The following is a 7,564-nucleotide window of genomic DNA, read 5'->3' on the forward strand; positions in this document are numbered from 1 at the left end:
AACACAATTATTTTTTTCTTTTATACCGAAAGGTTATCATGTAACAGAAAATAAATTTTCTTAACATGCTAATCCATCGGCATAATACTAGATTCTTTTTAATTAAATTGATGGTGGTTTAGTATTACTTGATAACAGATTATTTTTTTGTACTTTTGAAAAGAATTATAAAAGAAAAAGAAATGCCTGAAATTAGTAGATTTTATGGAATAATAATTAGAATGTTCTTTGATGATCATAATCCACCACATTTTCATATTTCTTAGCAAAATTATGATGCAACAATTGGTATTGATAATGGAACAGTAAAAGGTGAAATGCCAAGAAGAGCTTTAAAATTAGTTTTTGAGTGGTTAGATTTGAATAAAGATGAATTAATGGACAATTGGAATTCAATAAAAGAAACAGGAAAATACAATAAAATTCAACCGTTAAAATAAAATATCATGTTACTTATTAAAGTTAAAGAAGCGAAATATTTAGAAAACTATAAACTAGAATTAGTTTTTAATGATGGTTTTAATGGCATTATTGATTTAGAAAATAAAATATTTTCAGACCACAGAGCCATTTTTAAACCATTGCAGGAAATTGAATATTTTAAATCATTTACTCAGAATAATTGGACTATTGAATGGGAAAATGGAGTGGATTTTGCCCCTGAATATTTGTATGAGTTAGTTGAAAAACAGAGCAATACGATTGTAACCGAAATTCAAAAATAGACAATAAAAAAAATGCAATAGAATCTAAGAGAAGAAGTGAAAACAAATGAATCCTCCTAATAAATTGCATTCAAAATTTAAAAAAAAAAGCACCCGTTTGTAATTACTACAAGCGAGTGCTTTCATAAATTGGTTCAAGTGATTTTGTAATCCCTTTGAAATTATTTAAGCATTTGTAATGTTAATACCATTAACTACCAAGTGTAGCAACCATTACGGCTTTAATTGTATGAAGTCTGTTTTCCGCTTCATCAAAAACTACAGATGCATCAGATTCAAAAACATCATCGGTTACTTCCATTCCGTCAAGACCGAATTTTTGATAAATTTCTTCTCCAATTGTTGTATCTCTGTTATGAAAAGCAGGTAAGCAATGCAAAAATTTCACTTTTGGATTTCCTGACAATTCCATAGCTTTTTTATTTACCTGATAAGGTTTAAGAAGTTTAATTCTTTCTTCCCAAACAGAATCTGCTTCACCCATTGATACCCAAACGTCAGCATATACAAAATCAACACCTTTAATGCCTTGTTCAACATTATCGGTAACAACTATTTTTGCTCCTGTTTCTTTTGCAATTTCTTTACATTCTTTAACAAGTTCTTCATCAGGTTGACAAGATTTTGGAGCAATTGCCCTAAAATCCATTCCCATTTTAGCAGCACCTATCATCAATGAGTTTCCAACATTATTTTTTGCATCTCCCATAAAGCAAAATGATACTTGGTGTAAAGCTTTATCGCTGTGCTCCATCATTGTAAGAAAATCAGCAAGAATTTGTGTAGGATGATACTCGGTAGTAAGACCATTCCAAACAGCTACATTTGCATATTTACCAAGCTCTTCAACAATCTCTTGTCCAAAGCCACGGTATTCAATACCATCATACATTCTGCCGAGTACTCTGGCAGTATCTTTCATTGATTCTTTTTTGCCAATTTGAGTACCTGAGGGTCCAAGATATGAGACATGTGCTCCTTGGTCAAGTGCGGCTGTTTCGAAAGCACATCTTGTTCTTGTAGATGCTTTTTCAAAAATAAGTGCAATATTTTTCCCTGTTAATTTTGGCTGTTCAGTACCTGCATATTTTGCTTTTTTAAGGTCGGCAGAAAGGTCAAGTAAGTACTTTATTTCTTTTGGAGTAAAATCCAATAATTTTAAAAAATTTCTATTTCTAATATTGTATGACATAATAATATATTTTTAGTTTTTTAAACAATAGTTATTCTTGTTCCGCCATCATCAATACCCAACTTTGTTGTTTCGGTAATGATAGCATCTTTTCCTGTACTTTCCACAAATTTTATTGCTGCACGAATTTTCGGTGCCATGCTACCTTCAGCAAATTGACCTTCTTGAAGGTATTGTTGAGCTTTAGCAATTGTCATTCTATCAATAGATTTTTCCTGTGGAGTATTGAAATTGATACACACTTTAGGAACATCTGTTAAAATAAATAATTTGTGAGCACCAACCTGAGTTGCAAGCAATGAAGAAGCAAGGTCTTTATCAATAACTGCATCAATTCCTTGTAATTTATTTTCTGCAACATAATAAACAGGAATTCCGCCACCACCTACTGCGATAACAATTTGTCCGTCACGAGCAAGTTTTTCAATTGATCTTACATTATTAATTTTTTTAGGTTCAGGAGAAGCAACAACTTTTCTCCAACCCCTTCCTCTTGGGTCTTCTTTAAAAACAGACTTTGTTTTTTTAGCAATTTTATCTGCTTCTTCTTTTGTGTAATAAGGTCCTATTGGCTTAGTAGGGTTTTTAAATGCAATATCATTTTTGTTTACCATTACTTGAGTAACAAAATTTATAATATCTTTATCAATATCATTTACATTAAACACATTTCTAAGTTGTTGTTCAATTATATATCCTATAAAACCTTGTGAATATGCAACAGCAATATCAAGAGGCATATCCGGTATATTATGAACTTGATTACCTGCGGAATTTGCTAATAAAATATTTCCAACTTGTGGACCATTTCCATGAGTTAAAATTATATCATAATTCCCGTCAATTAAAGTAATTAGTTTCTCACAAGTTTTGTAAGCATTCTTTTCCTGTTCTTGTATAGTTCCTTTTTCATTACTTTTTAGTAATGCGTTGCCTCCAAAGGCAACAACTGCAAGTTTTTTCATAATTTTAGATTTTTATTAAATTGATCATAAATTATTTCAATAAGCAAGGATGTTAAAAGATAAAAACGAGAGTAAAGTGGTAAAACCTATACTCTCGTTTTGAAAAATTTGGAAAGTAAAATTAGATTAATTTATCTAAAGTAATATCACCTATTTCTTGTAAGTTATATTCAACTACAACAGCAGGTTTATTGATATTTATAATTCTTCTTAAGTCAATTGGTGTACCGATAACAACTACTTCACAATCAGTATTGTTGATAGTTGTTTCAAGGTCTTTAATTTGTTGATCGCTATATCCCATTGCAGGTAATAAAGTTCCTACATTTGGATATTTTTCAAATGTTTCTGTTATTCCTCCAACAGCGTAAGGTCTTGGGTCAACAAGTTTCGCATTTAATTTTAAAGCTGCAACAACGCCTGCTCCAATTTTCATTTCACCATGAGTAAGAGTTGGTCCGTCTTCAACAACCAAAGCTTTTTTACCATAAAGTAATTCTGCTTTGTCAACTGTAAGTGGTGATGCACCTTCAATAATTGTTGCTTCAGGATTTAGCTGTACAATATTTTCTCTTATTTCTGCAATATCTTCAAGTGTAGCAGAGTCAATTTTATTGATTACAACTATATCAGCCATTCTTACATTTGTTTCACCAGGATAATATCTAAGTTCATGTCCTACTCTCAATGGATCAACTACAACTATTCTTGTTGTTTTTGTTGTTGATTTATAAAATGGAATATCATTATTTCCACCGTCCCAAACAATTACATCAGCTTCTTTTTCAGCTTCTCTAACAATTGCTTCATAATCAACACCTGCATAAATAATGTTACCTCTTGTAATATGTGGTTCATATTCTTCCATTTCCTCAATTGTACATTTGTGCTTTTTGAGGTCATCAAGTTCAGCATATCTTTGTACTTTTTGAGCAACAAGGTCACCATAAGGCATTGGGTGACGAATAGCAACAGCTTTCAAACCTTTTTCGTTAAGTATTTCCATTACTCTTCTTGTAGTTTGTGATTTACCACAACCTGTTCTTGAAGCACAAATTGTAATAACCGGCTTATCAGTTTCAACAGTTGTATTGTCGGCACCCATTAACATAAAATCAGCACCAGCGGCATTAACAATTGAAGAATTATGCATTACCCTTTCATAAGGTACATCGCTATATGCAAATACTACAAGGTCAATATTTTCGTCTTTGATAATATTTTTCAATTCATCTTCCGGACGAATAACAATTCCGTCAGGATACATTTCTTTGCCTGCTAATTCTGCAGGATATTTTTTATCATCGATACCCGGTATTTGAGTAGCAGTAAAAGCAATAACTTCATAATCTTTATTTCCGCGGAAGAATACATTGAAGTTATGAAAATCTCTTCCGGCAGCACCCATTATAAGTGTTCTTCTTGCCATAATTTACTCCTTTTAATTTAAAATTATTAGTTTAATTTAATTTAACAAATTTTGAAATTCCCACAAATGTAAATGTTCTATTTGAATAATAATCAAAGATTTCAGATGATTTTTTCATAAATCCCCGAAAGATAAGTTTAAATTAGATAGGGCTATTTTTGAGGGGTAAATTTATTGATTCTCTTCGTTTGTTAATCGTTGATTTATACTAAACCGCTATTAAGATGCTGATTAAGAAAATAAATTATTTTTGTTTTGTTTTTCTTCACAAAATTCTTGCATAGCTATAGCTACGGAATAATTTTTTGAATAAAAACAGGGCGAAAAGAAATGTTTTATTTTCAGTATCTTGATGGCGGTTTAGTATTAGTCATTTTTCAGGATTTAAAATTAAAAATTATTAATAGATGTTCGTTATTAAAATATATTTTTTATAATCTTTGCCAATAAATTTTAATGGGGTGCTCTAAATTACGAGCTGAGATCACACTCTTTGAACCTGAATCTAGGTAATGCTGGCGAAGGGAAATTCAAAATTTTATTTTCAGTTCCTATTTGGCATCCAATATTTTTTCTAACAAAAAAAAATAATTATGAAAAAATTATTGGTTGTTTTATTATTTTTGGCATTATTGCCACTATCACTGTTCGCACAATTTTCTGTTGAGGGAACAATTAAAGAAGCCAAAAGCAAGGAAACATTAGCTGGGGCAAATATTAAATTGCTAAATACTTTTAATGGTTGTAACTCAAATAAAAAAGGAGAATATCTGATTTCTAATCTTCAAAAAGGGAATTATATTCTTGAAGTTTCGTTTTTAGGATACGAAACCCAACAAAAGAAAATTTATTTAAGTAAAAATACTGTTGTAAATTTTGTTCTTGAGGAAAAAGCAATTTTAGCTGATGAAGTAATTATTTCAGCAACAAGAGCTTCAGAAACAACGCCAACTACCTTTAAAAATATTGATAAATCGGAAATTGAAAAAATAAATCTCGGACAAGATATTCCTTTTATTTTAAAAAATACTCCTTCTGTAATAGTAACTTCCGATGCGGGAGCAGGAATTGGTTACACAGGAATAAGAATAAGAGGAACAGATATGACAAGAATAAATGTTACACTGAACGGAATACCTTTAAACGATCCTGAATCACACGGAGTTTGGTTTGTAAACATGCCTGATTTTGCTTCATCAATTGAAAATATGCAAATCCAAAGAGGAGTTGGAACATCTACAAACGGTGCGGCAGCTTTTGGTGCAAGTATTAATATTCAAACAAACAGTTTGCGAGATAAGCCATATACTGAAATCAATAATTCATTTGGTTCTTTTAATACTTTAAAAAATAGTATTTCAGCAGGTACGGGACTTATTGACGATAAATGGGCATTCAACACAAGGTTATCAAAAATCTATTCCGATGGTTTTATTGACAGAGCTTTTTCCGACCTTAAATCATTTTTTGTGTCAGCTACATATTACGGTAATAACAGTATGCTTAAACTTAATATTTTCTCAGGGAAAGAAAAAACCTACCAAGCTTGGTCAGGTGTTCCTAAAAGTGTTTTGCAAACAAATAGAACATATAATCCATATACTTATGAGAATGAAACTGATAACTATCAGCAAGATCATTTTCAATTGATTTATTCAAAAAAAATTAATAAAAACTTTAGTTTAAATTCTGCAATTCATTACACTCATGGAGAAGGATATTACGAACAATTCAAAGATGATGAAAGCTTTACAGACTATCAGTTAGATACAATTTTTTTTGGATTTGATACTGTTTCAATGTTGTTTTTGGATACAATTGCTAAAACTGATTTGATAAGACAAAAATGGTTGAGGAATGATTTTTATGGTTTTACATGGTCATTAAATTATGATAATCATAAAAATGTGAAAGCGATTATAGGAGGGGGAGGAAATAAATATGTAGGTGATCATTTTGGGAAAATTATTTGGACTAAATATTCAAACAATTTACCAAAAGATTATCAGTGGTATTCGAATACAGGAGTGAAAACAGCTTTCAATATTTTTGCTAAAATCAATTATCAACTTTTAGAAAAAGTTAATGTATTCGGGGATATGCAATATCGGAAAATTGATTATAAAATTAATGGTATTCATGATGACCTTCATGACCTTACAATGGAAAAGGACTATAATTTTTTTAATCCTAAGTTAGGTGTTTTTTGCAAGCTGAATAAAAATCAGAACATCTACTTTTCGTTTGCAGTAGCAAATCGTGAACCTAATAGAGGTAATTTTAGAGATGCTGATTTAGGAGAAATTCCTCAATCCGAACAATTATTGGATTACGAATTAGGACATAGTTTTAACTCAACAAAATTCCGATTAAATTCAAATATCTTTTACATGGATTACAAAAATCAGCTTGTTTTGACAGGTGAAATTAATAATGTTGGAGAAGCAATAATGACAAATATTCCTGAAAGCTATAGGCAAGGAATTGAGATTTCAGCGGATGCAAAATTCACTAAAATATTAAGCTGGTCGGGAAATGTTACTTTTAGTCAAAATAAAATTCTTGATTTTACTTCTTATGTTGATGATTGGGATCATTGGGGACATCAAATATCTAATGATATTGGTAAAACCGATATTTCATTTTCGCCCAATATAATTGCAGGCAATCAATTTTCCTTTGAAATAATTGATAAGTTCTTTATCAGATGGAACACAAAGTATGTTAGCGACCAATACATCGATAATACTTCAAGTGAAAGTAGAAAACTTGATGCTTATGTTATAAATGATTTTCAAATTGAATATAGCTTGTCAACAGAATTTATTAAAGAAATAGTTTTAACTCTGATGGTTAACAATGCTTTTAACGAAGAATATGAAACAAATGCATGGGTTTACAGATATTACCTAAATAATAAACATCATGAAATGAACGGCTATTTTCCTCAAGCAGGAATCAATTTTCTTGCTGGTGTAAATTTGAAATTTTAATATCTATGAGAGCACTCTAAAAAGTAATTTTACGTGATTTTCCTATGAATTATAATTAGTTTTAATTAAGGGGAAACATTCGGATAAGTATATAAATTTGGTTCTATGTCAAATACTGTGGGTAATCAAATTTGATTCACAGATTACAAAATTACTCTTTTTGTAATTAGTGTTTGTCCATAATGTCCGATTTCTGCGTTATGTTCGTCTTTAAAACAGTCATCCGTACGAGCTCCTTGATTTTAAAGACTTCACAAGGC

The 7,564-nt window shown here is 30.5% G+C and carries 5 protein-coding genes, 1 pseudogene and 1 riboswitch; of the genes and pseudogenes, 3 read left to right on the forward strand and 3 right to left on the reverse strand.

The window, feature by feature from the left end:
• The first annotated feature begins 182 nt into the window (after nt 1-182).
• Nucleotides 183-440: pseudogene (locus tag U9R42_14105) on the forward strand (DUF4160 domain-containing protein).
• 6 nt (nt 441-446) lie between these two features.
• The gene (locus tag U9R42_14110) at nt 447-725 is read left to right on the forward strand and encodes a DUF2442 domain-containing protein (protein ID MEA3497157.1); all 279 of its coding nucleotides are present in this window, start codon (nt 447-449) and stop codon (nt 723-725) included.
• 190 nt (nt 726-915) lie between these two features.
• On the opposite strand, the gene argF is transcribed toward U9R42_14110, so the two are convergent.
• From argF to U9R42_14125, 3 genes are all read right to left on the reverse strand, one after another.
• The gene (gene argF, locus U9R42_14115; protein ID MEA3497158.1) at nt 916-1,917 is read right to left on the reverse strand and encodes an ornithine carbamoyltransferase; all 1,002 of its coding nucleotides are present in this window, start codon (nt 1,915-1,917) and stop codon (nt 916-918) included.
• A gap of 20 nt (nt 1,918-1,937) precedes the next feature.
• The gene (gene arcC, locus U9R42_14120; GenBank protein ID MEA3497159.1) at nt 1,938-2,882 is read right to left on the reverse strand and encodes a carbamate kinase; all 945 of its coding nucleotides are present in this window, start codon (nt 2,880-2,882) and stop codon (nt 1,938-1,940) included.
• A 121-nt stretch (nt 2,883-3,003) separates the two neighbouring features.
• On the reverse strand, nt 3,004-4,311 hold the full coding sequence (locus U9R42_14125; GenBank protein MEA3497160.1) for a cyclic 2,3-diphosphoglycerate synthase: 1,308 nt from the start codon (nt 4,309-4,311) through the stop codon (nt 3,004-3,006).
• 448 nt (nt 4,312-4,759) lie between these two features.
• A riboswitch (TPP riboswitch) is annotated at nt 4,760-4,856 on the forward strand.
• 48 nt (nt 4,857-4,904) lie between these two features.
• Between U9R42_14125 and U9R42_14130 the strand changes: the two genes are divergently transcribed.
• Nucleotides 4,905-7,304: a TonB-dependent receptor gene (locus U9R42_14130; protein ID MEA3497161.1), complete on the forward strand. Its 2,400-nt coding sequence runs from the start codon at nt 4,905-4,907 to the stop codon at nt 7,302-7,304.
• Nucleotides 7,305-7,564 lie beyond the last annotated feature (260 nt).

The organism is Bacteroidota bacterium (genome assembly GCA_034723125.1).
Classification (GTDB): domain Bacteria; phylum Bacteroidota; class Bacteroidia; order CAILMK01; family JAAYUY01; genus JAYEOP01.